The sequence below is a fragment of the Pseudonocardia sp. TMWB2A genome (assembly GCF_017312135.1).
The window spans coordinates 269,382-288,039 of the sequence record NZ_QKQY01000002.1 but is presented as its reverse complement, the minus strand read 5'-3'; the positions used below and the strand labels follow the sequence as shown (position 1 = coordinate 288,039).

17 protein-coding genes are annotated in these 18,658 nt (G+C 73.5%); 6 read left to right on the top strand and 11 right to left on the bottom strand.

The annotated features are described in order from the left end of the window. Window positions 1-14 precede the first annotated feature (14 nt). Together DMP17_RS15690 and DMP17_RS15685 are read left to right on the top strand one after the other, a co-directional pair. Window positions 15-1,328: an O-acetylhomoserine aminocarboxypropyltransferase/cysteine synthase family protein gene (locus DMP17_RS15690; protein ID WP_443217889.1), complete on the top strand. Its 1,314-nt coding sequence runs from the start codon at window positions 15-17 to the stop codon at window positions 1,326-1,328. Continuing rightward, window positions 1,325-1,804, top strand: coding sequence for a CoA-binding protein (locus DMP17_RS15685; RefSeq protein WP_226356291.1), 480 nt, complete (start codon window positions 1,325-1,327; stop codon window positions 1,802-1,804). Before DMP17_RS15690 ends, DMP17_RS15685 begins: the two co-directional genes overlap by 4 nt. 92 nt (window positions 1,805-1,896) lie before the next feature. Here DMP17_RS15685 and DMP17_RS15680 read toward each other — a convergent pair whose 3' ends face one another. From DMP17_RS15680 to DMP17_RS15670, 3 genes are all read right to left on the bottom strand, one after another. Further along, window positions 1,897-2,121: a hypothetical protein gene (locus DMP17_RS15680; protein ID WP_226356292.1), complete on the bottom strand. Its 225-nt coding sequence runs from the start codon at window positions 2,119-2,121 to the stop codon at window positions 1,897-1,899. A gap of 220 nt (window positions 2,122-2,341) precedes the next feature. Continuing rightward, window positions 2,342-2,821: a hypothetical protein gene (locus tag DMP17_RS15675; RefSeq protein WP_337829908.1), complete on the bottom strand. Its 480-nt coding sequence runs from the start codon at window positions 2,819-2,821 to the stop codon at window positions 2,342-2,344. 112 nt (window positions 2,822-2,933) lie between these two features. Continuing rightward, window positions 2,934-4,175: a DUF418 domain-containing protein gene (locus DMP17_RS15670; protein WP_337829907.1), complete on the bottom strand. Its 1,242-nt coding sequence runs from the start codon at window positions 4,173-4,175 to the stop codon at window positions 2,934-2,936. 99 nt (window positions 4,176-4,274) lie between these two features. Here DMP17_RS15670 and DMP17_RS15665 point away from each other — a divergent pair, with 99 nt between their 5' ends. Beyond that, window positions 4,275-5,261 carry a malate dehydrogenase gene (locus tag DMP17_RS15665; RefSeq protein WP_226356295.1) on the top strand — a complete coding sequence of 329 codons (987 nt, stop codon included), beginning with the start codon at window positions 4,275-4,277 and terminating at the stop codon, window positions 5,259-5,261. Window positions 5,262-5,467: 206 nt separating this feature from the next. Here the strand turns inward: DMP17_RS15665 and DMP17_RS15660 are convergent, their stop codons facing one another. The 5 genes from DMP17_RS15660 to treZ all read right to left on the bottom strand — a co-directional run bounded on the left by DMP17_RS15660 (window position 5,468) and on the right by treZ (window position 11,671). Beyond that, window positions 5,468-6,547, bottom strand: a complete 1,080-nt coding sequence (locus DMP17_RS15660; protein WP_337829906.1) for an ABC transporter ATP-binding protein — start codon at window positions 6,545-6,547, stop codon at window positions 5,468-5,470. Window positions 6,548-6,562: 15 nt separating this feature from the next. Further along, the gene (locus DMP17_RS15655; RefSeq protein WP_337829905.1) at window positions 6,563-7,894 is read right to left on the bottom strand and encodes an ABC transporter substrate-binding protein; all 1,332 of its coding nucleotides are present in this window, start codon (window positions 7,892-7,894) and stop codon (window positions 6,563-6,565) included. Between the two features lie 49 nt (window positions 7,895-7,943). Further along, the gene (locus DMP17_RS15650; RefSeq protein ID WP_226356298.1) at window positions 7,944-8,819 is read right to left on the bottom strand and encodes a carbohydrate ABC transporter permease; all 876 of its coding nucleotides are present in this window, start codon (window positions 8,817-8,819) and stop codon (window positions 7,944-7,946) included. Then, the gene (locus tag DMP17_RS15645) at window positions 8,816-9,778 is read right to left on the bottom strand and encodes a carbohydrate ABC transporter permease (RefSeq protein ID WP_337829904.1); all 963 of its coding nucleotides are present in this window, start codon (window positions 9,776-9,778) and stop codon (window positions 8,816-8,818) included. Before DMP17_RS15645 ends, DMP17_RS15650 begins: the two co-directional genes overlap by 4 nt. A 147-nt stretch (window positions 9,779-9,925) precedes the next feature. Next, the gene (gene treZ / locus DMP17_RS15640; protein ID WP_226356300.1) at window positions 9,926-11,671 is read right to left on the bottom strand and encodes a malto-oligosyltrehalose trehalohydrolase; all 1,746 of its coding nucleotides are present in this window, start codon (window positions 11,669-11,671) and stop codon (window positions 9,926-9,928) included. An 83-nt stretch (window positions 11,672-11,754) separates the two neighbouring features. Between treZ and DMP17_RS15635 the strand changes: the two genes are divergently transcribed. Next, the gene (locus DMP17_RS15635) at window positions 11,755-12,207 is read left to right on the top strand and encodes a DUF5709 domain-containing protein (protein WP_226356301.1); all 453 of its coding nucleotides are present in this window, start codon (window positions 11,755-11,757) and stop codon (window positions 12,205-12,207) included. A gap of 58 nt (window positions 12,208-12,265) precedes the next feature. Here DMP17_RS15635 and treY read toward each other — a convergent pair whose 3' ends face one another. From treY to DMP17_RS15620, 3 genes are all read right to left on the bottom strand, one after another. Next, a complete protein-coding gene (gene treY, locus DMP17_RS15630; protein ID WP_226356302.1) occupies window positions 12,266-14,632 on the bottom strand; it encodes a malto-oligosyltrehalose synthase in 2,367 nt (788 codons plus the stop codon). 3 nt (window positions 14,633-14,635) lie between these two features. Continuing rightward, window positions 14,636-16,804, bottom strand: coding sequence for a glycogen debranching protein GlgX (gene glgX, locus DMP17_RS15625; protein ID WP_337829903.1), 2,169 nt, complete (start codon window positions 16,802-16,804; stop codon window positions 14,636-14,638). Window positions 16,805-16,973: 169 nt separating this feature from the next. Beyond that, on the bottom strand, window positions 16,974-17,441 hold the full coding sequence (locus DMP17_RS15620) for a PPOX class F420-dependent oxidoreductase (protein WP_226356304.1): 468 nt from the start codon (window positions 17,439-17,441) through the stop codon (window positions 16,974-16,976). A gap of 79 nt (window positions 17,442-17,520) precedes the next feature. Here DMP17_RS15620 and DMP17_RS15615 point away from each other — a divergent pair, with 79 nt between their 5' ends. After that, window positions 17,521-17,946 (top strand): HIT family protein, encoded by a 426-nt coding sequence (locus DMP17_RS15615; RefSeq protein WP_062402348.1) that lies wholly within the window; start codon window positions 17,521-17,523, stop codon window positions 17,944-17,946. Window positions 17,947-17,950: 4 nt separating this feature from the next. Beyond that, window positions 17,951-18,547 carry a histidine phosphatase family protein gene (locus DMP17_RS15610; protein WP_226356305.1) on the top strand — a complete coding sequence of 199 codons (597 nt, stop codon included), beginning with the start codon at window positions 17,951-17,953 and terminating at the stop codon, window positions 18,545-18,547. The last annotated feature ends 111 nt before the right edge of the window (window positions 18,548-18,658 follow it).

The window sequence follows — 18,658 nt, the reverse complement described above, 5'->3', positions numbered from 1 at the left end:
GCAGGATGGGGGGTGTGAGCGAGCGCGATGATCAGCAGGACCGGGCCTGGGGCTTCCGCACCCGGGCCGTGCACGCGGGGACGGTGCCGGACGCCGCGACCGGCTCCCGGGCGGTGCCGATCCACCAGACGACCAGCTACGTCTTCCGCGACACCGACGACGCCGCGGCGCTGTTCGCGCTGCAGAAGTACGGGCTGATCTACTCCCGGATCGCCAATCCGACGGTGGCGGCGCTGGAGGAGCGCCTGGCCAGCCTCGACGGGGGCATCGGCGCGGTGTGCACGGCCAGCGGGCAGGCCGCCGAGTTCCTCACCTTCGCCGCGCTCGCCGGGGCGGGGGACCACGCCGTCGCCGCGGCCGGGCTGTACGGCGGCACCATCACCCAGCTCGACGTGACGCTGCGCCGCTTCGGCGTCGACACGACCTTCGTGCCGGGCACCGACCCGGCCGACTACGCCGCCGCGATCCGCGACAACACCAAGTTCGTCTTCGCCGAGGTCGTGTCCAACCCGGGCGGCGAGGTCGCCGACATCGCCGGACTCGCCGAGGTCGCGCACGCGGCCGGGCTCCCGCTGATCATCGACGCGACGCTGGCGACGCCGTACCTGTGCCGGCCGCTGGAGCACGGCGCGGACATCGTGATCCACTCGGTGACGAAGTTCCTCGGCGGGCACGGCACCACCCTCGGCGGCGTCGTGATCGAGTCCGGCCGTTTCGACTGGGGCAACGGCCGCTTCCCCGGGATGACCGAGCCGGTCCCGTCCTACGGCGGGCTCACCTGGTGGGGCAACTTCCAGGAGCTCGGGTTCCTCACCAAGCTGCGTGCCGAGCAGCTGCGCGACGTCGGCGCCACGCTGTCCGCGCACTCGGCGTTCCTGCTGATGCAGGGCGTCGAGACGCTGCCGCAGCGGATGGAGGCCCACATCGCCAACGCGCAGAAGGTCGCCGAGTGGCTCGAGGCCGACCCGCGGGTGGAGTACGTGACCTACCCCGGGCTGCCGTCGCACCGCCACCACGAGCGGGCTCGCCGGTACCTGCCCGCGGGGCCGGGCGCGGTGTTCGCGTTCGGGGTGCGCGGTGGCCGGGCCGCCGGGGCGCGGTTCATCGAGTCGGTGCAGCTGTGCAGCCACCTCGCCAACGTCGGCGACGCCCGCACCCTCGTCCTGCACCCCGGGTCCACCACCCACCAGCAGCTGACCGCCGAGCAGCTGGAGCACGCCGGCGTCCCCGAGGACATGATCCGGATCTCGGTCGGGCTGGAGGACCCGGACGACATCGTCTGGGACCTCGACCAGGCCCTCACCGCCTCGCAGAAGGAGACCGCGTGACCTGGGAGAACCCGCCCGCGTGGCGGCGGCAGCAGATCCTGCGCGACACCCGCACCGTCGCCGTCGTCGGGGCGAGCCCGAACCCGGCCCGGGCCAGCAACTTCGTCGCCACCTACCTGCTGGCCTCGACCGGTTTCGAGGTGTACTTCGTCAACCCGAACGCGACCACGATCCTCGGGCGCCCGGTGTACCCCTCGCTCGCGGAGCTGCCGGTGGTGCCGGACCTGGTCGACGTGTTCCGCCGCCCCGAGGACCTCGACGGGGTGCTCGACGAGGTGCTCGCCCTCGACCCGGCGCCGTCGACGTTCTGGCTCCAGTTCGGCCTGTTCGACGAGGAGCTGGCCCGCCGCGCGGAGGCCGCCGGCCTGACCGTGGTGATGGACCGGTGCCTCAAGGTGGAGCACGCGCGCTTCGCCGGCGGGCTGCACCTGGCCGGGTTCGACACCGGAGTGATCACCTCGCGGCGCCGGGACTGACCCGCCGCGGCCGACCGTGCTCGGCCCGGCCGGGATCGGCCCGCTCGGACCGGTCCGTTGTGCCGACCGGCCGGGACCGGCCCCCGTCGCGGTCAGATCCGCTCGGGGGCCCGCTCGCCGTCGTCCTCGACGGCGTCGTCGATCGCCAGCTCCCGTTCGGTCGGCGGGTCGGCCTCGGCGCGGGCCTGCTCGGCCGCGTCCTCGGCCTCGTCCCGCGACGCGTACTGCGTGAGGAGCCCGCACCCGCAGTCGCACCGCACCACCCACCGGTCGGCGACGTCGGCCATCTGCAGCACCTGCGGGTCGTGACCGTCCACCAGGACCTCCTCGGCGGCGAGTGTGTGAGCGGCATCATTGCGCGACGCAGCACTCCGGCGCCATTCGTGACAGGGGGTCGTCGGCCGACGGTCCGGGAGCGACGAGCTGCGGCCACTCCCACACGCCGGCCGCCGCGCCGGGCGTTGCGTCCGCGTGGTCACGACCACCGGAACGCGACGCCCGACGCCGGGGGCACGCGTCGCCGGAACCGGGCCGGTCTCACCAGCCGAGCAGACCGACCAGGAAGGCGTGGATCAGCCAGAACGGGGCGAACGCCAGCGCCACCAGCCCACCGGGGCCGACCCCGCGCCGGGCCGGGAACACCAGCGCCAGAGCCGCGAGCCCCCACGGCACGACCAGCGCGAGCGCACGCAGCGGCCACGACCCGACCCCGGTGAACAGGGCCAGCAGCAGCGCCACCGCCACCCAGCCGGCCGCCGCGGCCACACAGCGGGGGAGCACGGCGGCGACGCCCGGGAGCTGCGGGGACCGGTCGGCGACCGCGGCCCGCTCCGGCTCCGTGCCCGGTGGGTACGGCGGCGCCCCCGGCAGCGGGGCGTGGGGCGGGACGGAGCCGGGGTTGATCCCGGAGAACCCCGGGGCGCCCTGCCACGACGGCGTCGCCCCGGCCGCGCCGGGCGGGTCCGGCCGCGCCGGCTCGTCCGGTCCGGGCCGGTCGGCGGGGTCGGTGCCGCTCATGCCGGGAGCCTAGACCGCCGCCCGCCCCGCGGGCCCGGCCGCGCCGCACGATGATCGCCGGGAGTGGAGTGCAGAACGCAGCGGGGTGCGTCCGGCGCTCCTTTCCCGGCGATCATGGTCCGGCGGGGCGGTGTGCGGGAGCCGGGGTGCGGCCGTAGGTCAGCCGGCGCAGCAGCACCTCGGCCGGGCCGCGGTGGCCTCGGCGCCCGGCCACCACGGCGACGACGACGGTCACCAGCCACACCCCGGCCCCGCACAGCGTCGCCGCCCACAGCGGCAGGCCCGCGCCGAGCCCGAGCGTCCAGGCCGGGAACAGGGCCACGAACGCGACTGACTGCGCCAGGTACCCGCTCAGCGAGCGCCGCCCCAGCGCGACCAGCGCGCGGGCCGCCCACCCGCCCGGCACCGGTCCGGCCTCGCCCGGGGACCGGTACACGGCCCCCGGACCGTCCGGCGCCGCGCCGGCGGAGCGTGTCCGTCGCGCGACGACCAGCCCGGCCAGCGCCGCGTACCCGGCGCCCGCGGCGTAGCCGGTCACCGCGTGCAGCACCCCGACCACGTGCGCCACCGGCTCCGACGGCGTCCACACCCCGGCGGCGACCAGCCCCAGCGGCAGGCCGCCCACGACCCCGGCGCCGATCCCCGCGACGGCGACCCGGCGCAGCGCGCGACGGTGCCGGGCCGGGGCGTCGAGCCACCCGGCGCGGGCGACGAGGACCCCCGCGACCGCCGCCCCCAGGAGCCCGACCGCGCTGATCAGCAGGTTGCCGAACAGCCACTCGCCGAACCGCTCCACCGCCGCCGACAGCACGTCCGGCGCGACCAGCGACGGCGACGCCGACGCCGCGTCGGACCGGGTCAGCGCGACGGGGGCGTAGAGCAGCGCCAGCAGCGTCGTCGCGGCCACCCCGGTGAGCACCAGCACCGCGGTCGACCCGCGGACCAGCACCGGCGCGAGGACCACCGCGATCAGCCCGTAGGCGGCGACGAAGTCCCCGTGCCACAGCAGCACCGCGTGCGCGGCACCGACGGCGAACAGTGCCCCGCCCCGGCGTCGCACCAGGGCCAGGACCTGGTCGGGCCCGGCACCGGCGCGGGTCGCGCGGCGGGCGAGCCCGGCGATGCCGTAGCCGAACAGCAGAGCGAAGAGCGGATAGGCCCGGCCGTCGACCAGGGTCAGCTGCGCCGCGGCGAGCCAGGCGTCGACGCCGGTCGGGTCGAGCGGGTAGGTGCGCACGCCGATGCCGCGGTGGGTGACGAAGGTGTGCGCGTTCGCGACGGCGATGAGCAGCAGCGCCGCGCCGCGGGCCAGGTCCGGCGCCGGTGCACGACCGGTCACCGGGACGTCACGCATCACGGCCCACGCTACCGGCGGTGTGGTTCCCGCCACGCGTGGCGGTGGGTGTGCTCCCCGTCGCGGTACGCAGGCGCGATCAGGGCTAGGGTCCGTGGCGTGTCTGCTACCCCCGTTACCGTTACCGTCACCGGAGCCGCTGGCCAGATCGGTTACGCGCTGCTCTTCCGGATCGCCTCCGGGCAGCTGCTGGGGCCCGACACCCCGGTCAAGCTGAACCTGCTGGAGATCCCGCAGGCCGTGAAGGCCGCCGAGGGCACCGCGATGGAGCTCGACGACTGCGCGTTCCCGCTGCTGCGCGGCATCGACATCTTCGACGACGCGAACGCCGCGTTCTCCGGCACCAACGTCGCGCTGCTCGTCGGCGCCCGTCCCCGCAGCAAGGGCATGGAGCGGGGCGACCTGCTCGAGGCCAACGGCGGCATCTTCGGCCCGCAGGGCAAGGCGATCAACGCCGGTGCCGCGGACGACGTGCGCGTCCTGGTCGTCGGCAACCCGGCCAACACCAACGCCCTGATCGCCCAGGCCTCCGCGCCCGACGTCCCGGCCGAGCGGTTCACCGCGATGACCCGCCTCGACCACAACCGCGCGCTGGCGCAGCTGTCGAAGAAGCTCGGCGTCGGCCTCGACGAGATCAGCAAGCTCACGATCTGGGGCAACCACTCGGCCACCCAGTACCCGGACCTCTTCCACGCCGAGGTCGGCGGCAAGATCGCCGCCGAGCAGGTCGAGCGGGAGTGGCTGGAGAACGACTTCATCCCGACCGTCGCCAAGCGCGGTGCCGCGATCATCGAGGCCCGGGGCGCGTCCTCGGCCGCGTCGGCCGCGAACGCCGCCATCGATCACGTCTACGACTGGGTCAACGGTACCCCGGCCGGCGACTGGACCTCCGCCGCGATCCCGTCGGACGGCTCCTACGGCGTCCCCGAGGGCATCATCTCCTCGTTCCCGGTCACCTCCGAGAACGGCGAGTGGAAGATCGTCCAGGGCCTGGAGATCGACGAGTTCTCCCGCGGGAAGATCGACGCGAGCGTCGCGGAGCTGGTCGAGGAGCGCGACACCGTCGCCAAGCTCGGCCTCATCTGAGCCGACCGCACACGGACCGCGGCCCCGCACCCGTCACGGGTGCGGGGCCGCGGTGCGTCCGGAGCCGCTCCCCGGTGATCGCCGATCCGCGCGCTGATCCGCGCCGCGCGCGCGTCCGGACACGCGCGCCGAGCGGATCTGCGCGCGGACAGCGGATCAGCGCGCGGGCCGCGGATCAGCGCGCGGGCTGCGGCACCGTGGCCGGGTCACACCAGGCGGGCGCCGGTGCCGCCGTCGAACAGGTGGGTGCGGTCCGGGTCGGGGACCAGCCGCAGCCGGGTCCCGCGCTCCGGCGGGGTGCGCGCGTCGACCCGGGCGACCAGCGTCGTCCCGGCCCCGTCGTGCCCCGCGTCCTCGGTGAGGGTGCCGTAGACGTAGGCGTCGGCCCCCAGCTCCTCGACGACGTCGACGGTCACCTCCAGCCCGTCCCCGGCACCGGCCGGGCGCAGGTCCTCCGGCCGGATCCCGACCGTGACCGTGCCCGACGACGAGGCCGGCACCGCGATCTGTGCCCCACCCAGGGCGACCTGCCCGGAGCCGTCCACCGGCACCGTCACCAGGTTCATCGCCGGCGACCCCACGAACCCGGCGACGAAGGCGTTCACCGGCCGCTCGTAGAGCTCGCGCGGGGTGGCGCACTGCTGCAGCACCCCGCCCGAGAGCACCGCGACGCGGTCGCCCATCGTCATCGCCTCCACCTGGTCGTGGGTGACGTAGACGGTGGTGACACCCAGGCGCCGCTGCAGCGACGCGATCTGGGTGCGGGTGGACACCCGCAGCTTCGCGTCCAGGTTGGACAGCGGCTCGTCCATGCAGAACACGGCGGGCTCGCGCACGATCGCGCGGCCCATCGCGACCCGCTGACGCTGCCCGCCCGACAGGGCACGCGGCTTGCGGTCCAGCAGCCCCTCCAGGTCGAGGATCGTCGCCGCCTCGGCGACGCGGCGGGCGATCTCGTCCTTCGGGCGGCCCGCGTTGGTCAGCGCGAAGCCCATGTTCGCGGCGACCGTCATGTGCGGGTAGAGCGCGTAGTTCTGGAACACCATCGCGATGTCGCGGTCCTTGGGCCGGACGTCGGTGACGTCGCGGTCGCCGATCCGGATGGCGCCGGCGTCGACGTCCTCCAGGCCCGCGAGCATCCGCAGCGACGTCGACTTCCCGCAGCCGGACGGCCCGACGAGCACGAGGAACTCGCCGTCGGCGATCTCCAGGTCCAGCCCGTCGACGGCGGGGGTGTCCGACCCGGGGTAGATCCGCGTCGCCGAGTCGTAGGTGACCGTTGCCATGTCAGCGTCCCGCCATCAGATGTTGGGCTTCACGTCGGTGTCGAAGATCCGGGTCAGCGTGCCCTTGAGGGTGGTGAGCTCGCCCTGCACGTCGGCCCGCTGGTTGAGGATGTTGGCACAGGTCCGCGCGATCTCCTGGTCGGCGCCCGGGAAGAACGCGCGCGCCCGGTCCTGGGTGCGGGTCCGGTCGAGCTGGTCGATCGCGACCTTGCGCAGCGGGGTCTGGGCGAGCAGCGGCCCGGTGTTCGCCGAGGTGCGGATCGGGAGGTAGCCGGTGGCCTGGGAGAACAGCACCGTGTTCTCCGGGCTGGTCAGGAACTTCGCGAACGCCGCCGCGGCGAGCTGGCGCTCCGGCGGGACCCCGGCCGGGATCCCGAGCCCCGCGCCGCCGGTCGGGCACACCGGCCCGGCGACCGGGCCCGCGGGCAGGAATCCGGCGCCGACGTCGAACCGGGCCGCGTCGAGCACGGTGACCAGCGAGCCGGTGGAGCCGACCGTCGCCGACACCGCCCCGGCACCCAGGTCGGTGGTGCCGTCGGTGGCGGCGACGCCGGCCCAGCCCGAGGTCACCGCGTTCTGCAGGGCCGAGACCGCGCGGACCGCCTCGGGGGAGTCGCAGGTGACGTCCCACTCGTTCGACCAGGCACCGCCCTCGCCCCAGAGGTTGTTCTGGAACGACCAGCCGGCGTAGTCGGCCAGGGCGGGGAGCTGGTACGCCTTCTGCGCGCCGGTCCCCGCGGCCTGCAGCTTCGGCCCCCACTCGGCCATCTCGGCCCAGGTCGCGGGAGCGCGGTCGGGCAGACCGGCCTTCTGCCAGTGCGCCTTGTTGTAGTAGAAGATCGGCGTCGAACGGGCCCAGGGCAGCGCCCAGAGCTTGCCGTCGTAGCGGTAGTCCTCGATCAGCTGCTGCCGGTAGTCGGCGGTGTCGATGCCGGTCGCGGCGATCAGCGGGTCCATCGGCACGATGGAGCGCTGCATGTAGTAGCGGAACCACCAGACGTCGGAGAGCACGACGAGGTCGGGCAGCTGGGAGCCGCCGCCGGCCTGCGCGGTCTGGAAGCGCTGCGCGATCTCCTCGTAGTTCGCGCCCGCGGTCACCAGGTTGACCTTCGTGCCCGGGTTGGCCCGCTGGTAGGCGTCGATGATCTGGCGCGACACCTTCTCCGAGCTACCCGGGTTGTTCGTCCACCAGGTGATCTCCTTCGCCGGCTGCACGCCGGAGTAGTCGACCTCCGGGACGGCGGCGGGCCCGCCGCCGCTGGTGGAGGGGCCACCGCAGGCGGCCAGCGCCGCGGCGGCGCCGGTGATGCCGGCGAACTTCAGGAATCCGCGACGGTCGAGATGCATGGCAGCTGGCGTCCTTTCGGGGTGAGGGGAGGAGGAGCGGGGAGCGGTCTCAGTCCTTGACCGCACCCTGGGTCAGCCCGGCGATGATGTGGCGCTGGAGCGCGATGAAGACGATCAGGACCGGTACGATGACGGCGACCGACCCGGCCATGAGCTGGCCGTAGGCCGCGGCCCGGTTGTCCACGTTGGCCAGCAGGGTGAGCCCGACCGGCAGCGTCATCATCTCCGGCTTCGAGATGATCACGAGCGGCCAGAGGTAGTCGTTCCACTCGTAGACGATGGTGATCAGCGCGACGGTGGCGACGGTCGGCGCGGACACCGGCAGGACGACCCGGGTGAGCCGGCGCCAGTGCCCGGCGCCGTCGAGCTCCGCGGCCTCGAGCAGGCTCGGCGGCAGCGTGCGGAAGTGCTGGCGCAGCAGGAACGTGCCGAACGCCGTCCCGAGACCGGGCAGGATGATGCCCCAGTAGGTGTCCGCGCCGCCGAGCGCGGTGATCAGCGTGTAGTTCGGCAGCAGTGCCACCTGCGGCGGCACCATCAGCGTCACCAGCAGCCCGGCGAAGATCCAGTTCTTGAACGGGAAACGGACGAACACCAGCCCGTAGGCGGTGAACACGGCCAGCGCCACCTTGAGCGCGGCACCGACCGCGGTGACCAGCACCGAGTTGAGGAACACCCGGGCGAACGGCAGGCGCTCGGCGACGGTGGAGTAGTTCTCCGTCGTCGGCGCGGCGGGCAGCAGCGCCGGGGTCTGGGTGATGATCTCGGTCAGCGGCTTGAACGACGACAGCGTCATCCACAGCAGCGGGAACAGCACGACGAGCACGGCCACCAGCAGCGGGACGTAGGCGCTGGTCACGACCTCGAACAGGGCCCGCGGCGACAGCGCGCGGGACGACCGGGGCTCCGGAGCGGTGGTGGTCATGCGTAGTGCACCCGCCGCTCCATCCACCGCAGCTGGACCAGGGTGAAGACCACCAGCACCACGAACAGGATCGTCGACACCGCCGCCGAGTAGCCGGCCCGGTTGCTCGACCCGAACGCCTGCAGGTAGGCCTCGTAGATCAGCGTGGTCGTGCCCTGCCCGAGCGGGGTCATGATCCGGATCAGGTCGAAGGCCTGCAGCGAGTTCAGCGCGCTGGTGACGACCAGGAAGAACGTGACCGGCGAGAGCAGCGGCAGCACCACCCGGAAGAACGTCCGCGTCGACGACGCCCCGTCCAGGGCTGCGGCCTCCAGCAGGTCCTTCGGGATCGACTGCAGGCCCGCCAGGTAGATCACCGCGGCGTAGCCCATGTTCTTCCAGACGTAGACGATGCAGATCATCGCCAGCGACATCGACGGGTCGTTGAAGAAGTCCGGTGCGGTCCCGCCGAAGGCCCGGACGACCGCGCCGAGCACCCCGATCGACGGGTCGAACACGAACAGCCACACCAGCCCGACACCGACCCCGGACAGCACGTAGGGGGAGAACACCGCGGCCCGCGCGACGCCGGTCCCCGGCACCCGCCGGTTGAGCGCCAGCGCGATCAGCAGGCCCAGCACCATCGACCCACCGACGGTCACGACGGTGAACATCAGCGTCGTCCACACGATCTCCGCCGACGACGGCGAGGTCAGGAACGCGACGTAGTTCCCGAGCCCCACGAACGTCGCCGACGGTGACCCGAGGGTCCAGTTCAGCAGCGAGTACCGGACGTTCTCGATGACCGGGCGGTAGGCGAAGGCGACGATCAGCGCGGCGTTGGGCAGCACCAGGGCGAGGAACACCCAGAAGTCGTGCCGGTCCCGGGCGGTGAAGCGTCGCCGTCGCCGCGGCGGAGGGTGCGAGGTCGTACCCGGCGCCGTCGGCGTCGAGGCGGACCGGGTGGGGGTGGACGTCACGTGACCTCACGTCTGTCGCAGGGGCGAACGCGGGATCGCACCGTCGCGACCTCGCAGACCCTCGCAGTCTCGTGTGGCCCGGCCGTGTCACGTGTCCGGCGAACAGGTGAACGACGGCACTCGGACGGGTGACGCGAGAGGCTCTCGCTACTCCGCCACGCGGCAGATGGCGAATGCCTCCGCCGGAACGGTGAACGAGGAGCCGTCACTCGTCGTCGGCTCGGACGCCAGCAGGATCCGGGTGATCTCCGACCCGAGCGACAGCGTCACCGGCTCCGGGCCGAGGTTCACCACCACCCGCATCCGCCCGCGGGCGACGACGAGCGTGCGCGCCTGCTCGTGGACGTCGACGCCGATCCGGTCCAGCCACGGGTCCGACAGCTCCGGCCAGGCGCGGCGCAGCGCGATGAGCTCGCGGTGCATCCGCAGCAGCGTCGCGTGCGGCTCCTGCTCGGGCTCGGACCAGTCGAGCCGGGAGTCGGTGAAGGTGGACTCGGCGTTCGGGTCGGGCACCTCGGCGGCGTCGTCCCAGCCGTGGTCGGCGAACTCGGCGCGACGGCCGTCGCGGACGGCCTTCTGCAGGCCCGGGTCGCCGAAGCGGGAGAAGAACTGCCACGGCGTCCGCGCGCCCCACTCCTCGCCCATGAACAACATCGGGGTGAACCCGGAGGTGAACAGCAGCGCCGCGCCGCAGGCCAGCAGGCCGGGGGACAGCGTGTGGGTCAGCCGGTCGCCGGTGGCGCGGTTGCCGATCTGGTCGTGGTTCTGCAGGTAGGTGACCAGCCGCGAGCCGGGGATGCGGGCGGTGTCGATCGGGGCGCCGTGGCTGCGCCGCCGGAACGACGACCAGGTGCCCTCGTGCAGGAACCCGCGGGTGAGCACGTGCGCGAGCCCGTCGAGGCCCGCCTCGGCGAAGTCGCCGTAGTAGCCCTGGGACTCGCCGGTGAGCACGGTGTGCAGGCAGTGGTGGACGTCGTCGGCCCACTGGGCGTCGAGGCCGTGCCCGCCGCCCTCCCGGGCGGTGATCATCCTCGGGTCGTTGAGGTCGGACTCGGCGATCAGCGACAGCGGGCGGCCGACGTGTGCCTCCAGCGCGGTCACCTCGACGGCGAGCTGCTCCAGCACGTGCTGGGCCCGGGTGTCGCGCAGCGCGTGGACGGCGTCGATGCGCAGCCCGTCGACGTGGAAGTCGCGCAGCCACATCAGCGCGTTGTCGATCATGTAGCGGCGGACCTCGTCGGAGCCCGCGGCGTCGAGGTTCAGCGACGGGCCCCAGATGTTGGAGCCGGCGAAGTACGGGCCGAACCGGTCGAGGTAGGCCCCGGACGGGCCGAGGTGGTTGTAGACGACGTCGAGCACCACGCCCAGGCCGCGGGCGTGGCAGGCGTCGACGAAGCGCTTGAAGGCGTCCGGGCCGCCGTAGTTCTCGGTGACGGCGTACCAGCCGACGCCGTCGTAGCCCCAGTTCACCGGGCCGTCGACGGCGTTGACCGGCAGCACCTCGACCAGGTCGATCCCGAGGGACACCAGGTGGTCGAGCCGGCCGATCGCCGTGTCGAACGTGCCGCCGTCGGTGAAGGTGCCGATGTGGCACTCGTAGAGCACCGACCCGGCCAGCGCCCGGCCGGTCCAGGTCTCGTCGGTCCACCAGAACGCGTCGTGGTCGTAGACGCGGGAGCGCTCGTGCACCCCCTTCGGTTGCCAGCGGGAGCGGGGGTCGGGCAGCGGCGTGGCGTCGTCGTCGAGCAGGAACGCGTAGTCGGTCCCGTGCCCGTGGTCGGGCTGGTCCGTGTGCCACCAGCCCCCCGGGGCGGGGTCGAGCGCGATCCGCTGCTCACCCACCAGCACGCTGACGCGGTTCCTGTCGGGGGCCCACACGGCGAACTCCGTCACGGACGACGATCCTTCCGCACCCGGTGGGGTCCGCGCGCGCCCGGCGGGGGGTGGGCCGGGTCACGCGCCGCTAGGCTGCCCCGATGAGCGACCCCGACGCAGGCGACGACCTCGACCAGGACGCGCAGCTCCAGCCCGAGGACACCCTGGAGTACGGCGGCGTGGCCGACGTGCTCGACGAGGGCTACTCGCCGCCCGAGCGGCCCTGGAACGCCCGCGACGACGAGAGCCTCGACGAGCGGCTGGCCGACGAGGTCCCCGACCCGTGGAACACCACCGACCCCGCGGCCCCCGAGCGCCCGGACCGTGACGTCGACGACGCGACGGGGGAGTACCTCGGCGACGCCCCCGGCACCGACGGCGAGCTGCGCGACGACGAGGTCGGCGACGCCCGGGCGGGCCGGCTCACCATCGACGACGCGTCCTTCGACGGCAGCGACGGCGGCGAGAAGGATCTCGTCGCGGGCGACGCCGGCATCGACGGCGCCGGTGCCTCGGCCGAGGAGGCCGCGGTGCACGTCGTCGAGGAGCCCTGAGCCCCGCACACGCGCGTGCCCCGGTCGCCGTCGGCGGCCGGGGCACGGTGACCGCAGGTCAGGCCGGGCGCACCAGCAGCGCGACCGGGTAGCGCGAGAGCAGGTCCGACAGGGCGGGCGCGGGACCGTCCACCGGGCGGTTCCCGATCATGTCGTGCCAGTCGTCGAAGCCGCCGGGCAGCGGCAGCCGGGTGTCGCCCCACCCGCCGCGGCGGGCCAGCCCCTCGGGCAGCCGGGTCGCGACGGCGACGAGCGCGCCCCCGCCGCGGGAGAACGCGACGGCGTGCTCCGCCGCGGTGCCCTGGGCGTCGACCCGGCCGTAGCCGCTGAACAGCTCCGGGCGGAACCGCCGCAGCCGCGCCGTCGCCGAGGTGACCAGCAGCTTCGCCGCACCGCCTCCGTCGACCGGTGGCTGCTCGCCGGCGTCGAGACGCTCCAGGATCGCGCGCCGGGCGTCCCAGTCGACCGGGCGCCGGTTGTCCGGGTCGACCAGCGAGTACTCGAACAGCTCGGTGCCCTGGTACACGTCCGGCACACCGGGCCCGGCCATCTGCAGGAGCTTCTGGGCCAGCGAGTTCGACCAGCCGGGCTCGGCGATCTCCGCGACGAACGTCTCGATCTCGGCGACGAGCTCGGTGTCGGCGAGCACCTGCTCCGGCCAGGCCGCGATCGCCTCGTCGACCTCGGCGACGGCGTCGATGTGCGAGGTCACCAGCTTGGCCTCCTTGGAGGCCTTGCCGAGGTAGCCCGCGAGCCGGTCGGCCGGGATCGGCCACGCCCCGACCAGCGACTGCCAGGCCAGCAGCTCCAGCGACCGGTCCGGCAGCGGGTGGCGCACCGACCACTCGCGGACCTTCGCCGCCCACGACGCGGGACGCTCGGCGAGCACGGCGAGCCGCGCCCGGACGTCCTCCGAGCGCTTCGTGTCGTGCGTGGACAGCGAGGTCATGGTGCGCGACCGCCCGGCCTCCCGGCGGGCGAGCCCGGTGTGGAACTCCTCGGGCGTCACCCCGAACCGGGCCGGGTCGCCCCCGACCTCGTTCAGCGCGACGAGCCGGTTGTACCGGTAGAAGGCGGTGTCCTCGACGCCCTTCGCGGTGACCATCCCGGAGGTCTGCTGCAGCCGGGTCGCGTAGTCCGACCCGGGCTCGCGGACCAGCCCGGAGTGCAGCGCCCCCAGGACCGCGGCCAGGTCGGGGCGGCGGGTGCGCGCCACCGCGACCGCGGTGTCGGCGGCCGCCCGGCCCTCCGTGATCTCCGGGGTGAGGTAGGAGCGGTAGACCGGGAACCCGCACAGTAGCTCGGCGACCGCGTCGTGCAGGTCCTCGGCGGCGACGTCGGCCAGGTCGAGCCCGGTGGTGCCGGAGTCGGCGCCGGGTCCCGCGCGGAAGGCGTCGGCGATCCGGCGCACCTCCGCGACCAGGATCTCCCGGACGACGAGGTGGCGGCCGTCGTCCTCGACGGCGTGCGCGGAGCGCTTCTCCCCGGTGTGCTCGGCGGCGAACTGGGTGAGCAGCCCCGCCCCGTCCGGGTCGACGAGCACCCCGCAGACCTCGCGCAGTGCCTCGTAGCCGGTGGTGCCGTCGACCGGCCAGGAGATCGGGAGCTCCTCGCCGACCCCGAGGATCTTCTCGACGAGCAGCCACCGGCCCGGGCCGAGCTCGGCGCGCAGCCGGCGGGCGTAGCCGCCCGGGTCGGACAGGCCGTCCGGGTGGTCCACCCGCAGCCCGACGACGGTGTCGTCGGAGCGCACGATGTCGAGCACCGTGCGGTGGGCGTCGGCGAACACCGCCGGGTCCTCGACCCGGACCGCGGCGAGGTCGCTGACGTCGAAGAACCGCCGGTAGGTCAGCTCTGCGGCGCCGCGCCGCCAGGACACGAGCCGGTAGTGCTGGCGGTCGTGCACCTCCTGCGCGGTGCCCTCGCCGGTCCCGGGCGCGAGCGGGAAGCGGTGCTCGTAGTAGCGGAGCTCGCCGTCGGTCACCGACAGCTCGGTGAGCGCCTTCTCCTCGTCAGCGTCGAGCACCGGCAGCAGGATCGGCCCGGCGCCCCAGTCGACGTCGAAGTGTCCCGCCCACCGCGACGCCTCGCCGTGCGTGAGCACGTCCCACCACCACGGGTTCTCCGCGGGCTTCGCGACGCCGACGTGGTTGGGGACGATGTCGATCAGCATCGTCAGCCCGTGCTCGCGCAGCGTCGCGAGCAGCGACCGCAGCCCCTGCTCACCACCGCGCTCACCCGACACCCGGGTCGGGTCGGTCACGTCGTAGCCGTGGGTGGACCCGGCCGTGGACTCCAGCAGGGGGGAGGCGTAGAGCGCCCCGATCCCCAGCCGGTCCAGGTAGCCGGTGAGCGCGGCCGCGTCGGCGAAGGTCTGCTCCGCCGACAGCTGCAGCCGGTAGGTCGATCCCGGAAGGCGCGTCACGCCTCAGCCCTTCGATCGCAGGACGAGCAGGGAACGGGCGGGCAGCGTCAGCACCGAGCCCGCGGACACCGGGTCGAGGTCGGTCCCGATGACGCCGGCGGCGTTCGGCGGGTGCACCTCGCCGGCGTGGGTGTCGACGACGATCTCCCACGCCTGCCCGAACTCGGCGGGCGGCAGTGTGGTGTCGATGTCCTCCCAGTAGGAGTTGAAGCAGAGCAGGAACGAGTCGTCGACGATCCGCTGCCCGCGCTGGTCGACGTCGGCGATCTGGCCGCCGTTGAGGAACACGACGACCGAGCGGCCCAGGTCGTTGTCCCAGTCCTCCTCGGTCATCTCCCGGCCGGCCGGGGTGAACCAGCCGATGTCGGCGACGTCCTCGCTGGTGGAGGACCGGCCGATCGGGCGGCCGGCGAAGAACCGGCGGCGGCGGAACACCGGGTGCGCGTGCCGCAGCGCGGCGACGCCCGCGGTGAAGGTGGTCAGCGCGTCGTGCTTGCCGGCCAGCTCCCAGTCCTGCCAGGCGATCTCGTTGTCCTGGCAGTAGACGTTGTTGTTGCCGCCCTGGGTGCGTCCGGCCTCGTCGCCGTGCAGCAGCATCGGGGTGCCCTGGGACAGCAGCAGCGTCGCCAGGAAGTTGCGCTGCTGGCGGGCCCGCAGCTCCAGCACCGTCTCGTCGTCGGTGGGGCCCTCGACGCCGCAGTTCCAGGACCGGTTGTGGCTCTCGCCGTCGTTGCCGTCCTCGCCGTTGGCCTCGTTGCGCTTCTCGTTGTAGGACACGAGGTCGGCCAGGGTGAAGCCGTCGTGCGCGGTCACGAAGTTGATCGAGGCGTACGGGCGCCGGCCGTCGCCCTGGTAGAGGTCCGAGCTGCCGGTGATCCGGGACGCGAACTCGCCGAGGGTGCCCGCCTCGCCGCGCCAGAAGTCGCGGACGGTGTCGCGGTACTTGCCGTTCCACTCGGTCCACAGCGGCGGGAAGTTGCCGACCTGGTAGCCGCCGGGGCCGACGTCCCACGGCTCGGCGATCAGCTTGACCTGCGAGATCACCGGGTCCTGCTGGACGAGGTCGAAGAAGGTCGAGAGCCGGTCGACGTCGTAGAACTCCCGCGCCAGGGTGGAGGCGAGGTCGAACCGGAAGCCGTCGACGTGCATCTCGGTGACCCAGTACCGCAGCGAGTCCATGATCAGCTGCAGGGTGTGCGGGTTGCGGACGTTGAGCGAGTTCCCGGTGCCCGTGTAGTCCATGTAGTAGCGGGCGTCGTCGTCGACCAGCCGGTAGTAGGCGTGGTTGTCGATGCCGCGCATGGACAGCGTCGGGCCCATGTCCGAGCCCTCGGCGGTGTGGTTGTAGACCACGTCGAGGATGACCTCGATGCCCGCGTCGTGCAGGTCGCGCACCATCGCCTTGAACTCCGCGACCTGGGTGCCGGACCGGATGGAACCGGCCGAGTAGGCGTGGTGCGGGGCCAGGAAGCCGATGGTGTTGTAGCCCCAGTAGTTCGACAGGCCCTTCTCGGTGAGGTGGTGGTCCTGCACGAACTCGTGCACCGGCATCAGCTCGACGGCGGTGATCCCGAGCCGCTTGTAGTGCTCGATCATCGCCGGGTGCGCGACGCCGGAGTAGGTGCCACGCAGCTCCTCCTCGACGTCGGGGTGCTGGATGGTCAGCCCCCGCACGTGCGCCTCGTAGACGACGGTCTCGTTGTAGGGGATCTTCGGCGGACGGTCCGAGCCCCAGTCGAAGTACGGGTTCACGACGACCGACTTCGGCACGTGCGGCGCGGAGTCGGTGTCGTTGCGCGAGTCCGGGTCCCCGAACTTGTAGCCGAACACGGCCTCGTCCCAGTCGACCGGGCCGTCGAGGGCCTTGGCGTAGGGGTCGATGACCAGCTTGTTCGGGTTGCAGCGCAGACCCTGGGCCGGGTCGTACGGTCCGTGCACCCGGTAGCCGTAGCGCTGGCCGGGCTCGATGCCGGGCAGGTAGCCGTGCCAGACGAAGCCGTCGACCTCGGTCAGCGGCACCCGGGTCTCGGCGAGACCGCCGGGGGCGCCGGGGTCGGGGGAGAACAGGCACAGCTCCACGCCCTCGGCGACCTCGGAGAACAGTGCGAAGTTGGTGCCGGTGCCGTCGTAGCTGGCACCCAGCGGATAGGCGTGCCCGGGCCAGGCCTGCATGGTCTGCGTCCTCTCGTCGCGCGCCCCGGCCGCAGGCCGCGGGCGCGCTCACACTGTGTCGGGCGGGCACCGTTGCCGCATGGTGGGCGGGACCGTCGGCGGTCCACGCCACATCACCTCCGCGTCCGCAGCAGCTGCGGACGGGGGCGGTCGATCGTCCCAGGAACGGTCAGGAGTCGGCGAGCCGGGCGGGGAAGCCGCCGGTGGCGACCGGGCTCCACCGGGCCGGGGTGATGCGGATCAGGGCCTTCCCCTGGTCGGACATGGCGCGGCGGTACTCGTCCCAGTCCGGGTGCTCGCCTGAGATGGCGCGGAAGTAGTCGACCAGCGGCTCGAGCGCGTCCGGCAGCGTGATGAGCTCGGCGTCGCCCTCGACCTGCACCCAGGCGCCGTCGAACTCCTCGCTCAGCACCACGACCGCGGCCCGGCCGGCCTTCGCGACGTTGGCCGACTTGGCGCGCTCGGGGTAGGTGGCGATCACGATGCGCCCGTCGTCGTCGACGCCGCCGGTGACCGGGGAGGCCTGCACGCCGCCGTCGGAACGGGTGGTCATCAGCACCATGTGGTGCCGGGGACGGACGAACTCGAGCAGCTCGTCCCGGTCGACGCGGTCACTGCGGGCGATGGTGCGGGGCATGCCCGAAATCCTAGGGTGGCCGGGGGCCCCGCGCCCGCCGTTCCTCGCCCCGCGCCGCGGGCCACTAGGGTCCGGATCCGTGGCCACCGTCTTCACGAAGATCATCAACGGCGAGATCCCGGGCCGGTTCGTCTGGGCCGACGAGCAGTGCGTCGGGTTCCTGTCGATCAATCCGCTCGGCCCGGGGCACACCCTCGTCGTGCCGCGCGCGGAGATCGACCAGTGGGTCGACGCCGACGCCGGGCTCGTCGCCCACCTCACCGAGGTGTCGCGGACCGTCGGGCTCGCGGTGCGCGAGATCTGGTCGCCGCCCCGGGTCGGTCTGCTGGTCGCCGGGTTCGAGGTGCCCCACCTGCACGTCCACGTGTTCCCGGCCTGGGACATGCGGGCCTTCGACTTCGCGAACGCGGCCGCCACCGTCGACGGCGCCGAGCAGGACGGGCACGCCGAGGCCCTGCGCACGGCGCTGCGGGCCGCCGGGCACGACGCGCACGTCCCGGGCTGAGCGGGTGCACCTGCTGCTCGTCCGGCACGCGCTGCCCGAGGCCGTCGAGCACGACGACGGCACCCACGCCGACCCGGGCCTCGCGCCGCAGGGCCGGGACCAGGCCGCCCGGCTGGTCGACGCGCTGGCCGGCACCCCGGTCGACGCGCTGCACACCAGCACGATGCTCCGCGCGGTCCAGACCGCCGAGCCGCTCGCACGCGAGCGCGGTCTCATCCCGCACACCCGCGCCGACCTGCGCGAGTACGACGCCGAACGCTCGCTCTACGTCCCGGTCGCCCGGATGGCGCAGGCCGACCCGGCGGCCTGGGAGCGGATGCGGGCCGGGCACCTGCCCGAGCACGTCGACGGCGCCGCGTTCCGGGCCCGGGTGTGCGCCGGGATCGAGGAGGTCGTCGCGGCGCACCCGGGGCGGGCGACGGTGGTCGTCGTCGCGCACGCGGGCGTGGTCAACGCCTACCTCGCCGAGGTGCTGGGCATCGGCCGGGACCTGCCGTTCCCGCTGGACTACGTCGGGATCTCGCGGGTGGTGTGCGCCCGTGACGGGATGCGCAAGGTCCGGACGGTGAACGAGACGGCCCACGTCGTGGACCTGCTCTGATGCCGGAGCGGACCGTTGCGGGACGGTCACGTCGACCGCTTGCCGTCGACCGTTTGCCGTCGATGGCGACGCACGTGACGGGCCTGTGACGCCGCTCATACGCCGTTCGCC

What these genes read in the sequence shown, in the direction of transcription:
- DMP17_RS15675 (WP_337829908.1), bottom strand. Translation starts at nt 2,821, where the DNA reads ATGAGCGGCACCGACCCCGCCGACCGGCCCGGACCGGACGAGCCGGCG.
- DMP17_RS15670 (WP_337829907.1), bottom strand. Translation starts at nt 4,175, where the DNA reads ATGCGTGACGTCCCGGTGACCGGTCGTGCACCGGCGCCGGACCTGGCC.
- DMP17_RS15660 (WP_337829906.1), bottom strand. Translation starts at nt 6,547, where the DNA reads ATGGCAACGGTCACCTACGACTCGGCGACGCGGATCTACCCCGGGTCG.
- DMP17_RS15655 (WP_337829905.1), bottom strand. Translation starts at nt 7,894, where the DNA reads ATGCATCTCGACCGTCGCGGATTCCTGAAGTTCGCCGGCATCACCGGC.
- DMP17_RS15650 (WP_226356298.1), bottom strand. Translation starts at nt 8,819, where the DNA reads ATGACCACCACCGCTCCGGAGCCCCGGTCGTCCCGCGCGCTGTCGCCG.
- DMP17_RS15635 (WP_226356301.1), top strand. Translation starts at nt 11,755, where the DNA reads ATGAGCGACCCCGACGCAGGCGACGACCTCGACCAGGACGCGCAGCTC.
- glgX (WP_337829903.1), bottom strand. Translation starts at nt 16,804, where the DNA reads ATGCAGGCCTGGCCCGGGCACGCCTATCCGCTGGGTGCCAGCTACGAC.
- DMP17_RS15620 (WP_226356304.1), bottom strand. Translation starts at nt 17,441, where the DNA reads ATGCCCCGCACCATCGCCCGCAGTGACCGCGTCGACCGGGACGAGCTG.